This is a genomic window from Xylophilus sp. ASV27 (assembly GCF_016428875.1).
Classification (GTDB): Bacteria; Pseudomonadota; Gammaproteobacteria; order Burkholderiales; family Burkholderiaceae_C; genus Xylophilus.
In genome coordinates this window covers 1-305 of record NZ_JAELTO010000360.1, presented here as the reverse complement: position 1 = coordinate 305, position 305 = coordinate 1, and the positions used below count along the sequence as shown (strand labels likewise).

The 305-nt window shown below is 79.7% G+C and carries 1 pseudogene; it reads right to left on the bottom strand.

Annotated features, from left to right (window positions below):
* Positions 1-169 precede the first annotated feature (169 nt).
* Positions 170-305, bottom strand: a pseudogene (locus tag JHD63_RS23335) (phosphoribosylformylglycinamidine synthase subunit PurQ); the annotation flags it as partial.

The window sequence follows — 305 nt, the reverse complement described above, 5'->3', positions numbered from 1 at the left end:
CCCCCCCCCCCCCCCCCCCCCCCCCCCCCCCCCCCCCCCCCCCCCCCCCCCCCCCCCCCCCCCCCCCCCCCCCCCCCCCCCCCCCCCCCCCCCCCCCCCCCCCCCCCCCCCCCCCCCCCCCCCCCGACACCTACACTAGGTTCTCTTCGTCGGCAGCGTCAGATGTGTATAAGAGACAGGTCATGTGCACGTCCACCGCCTCGAAGCCGGCGGCGTCGAAGGCGTAGGCCATTTCCACATGCGAGTTGACGCCCTGCTCGCGCAGGATGGCCACGCGCGGCCGGGCGGCGCCGACGATGGCGGGG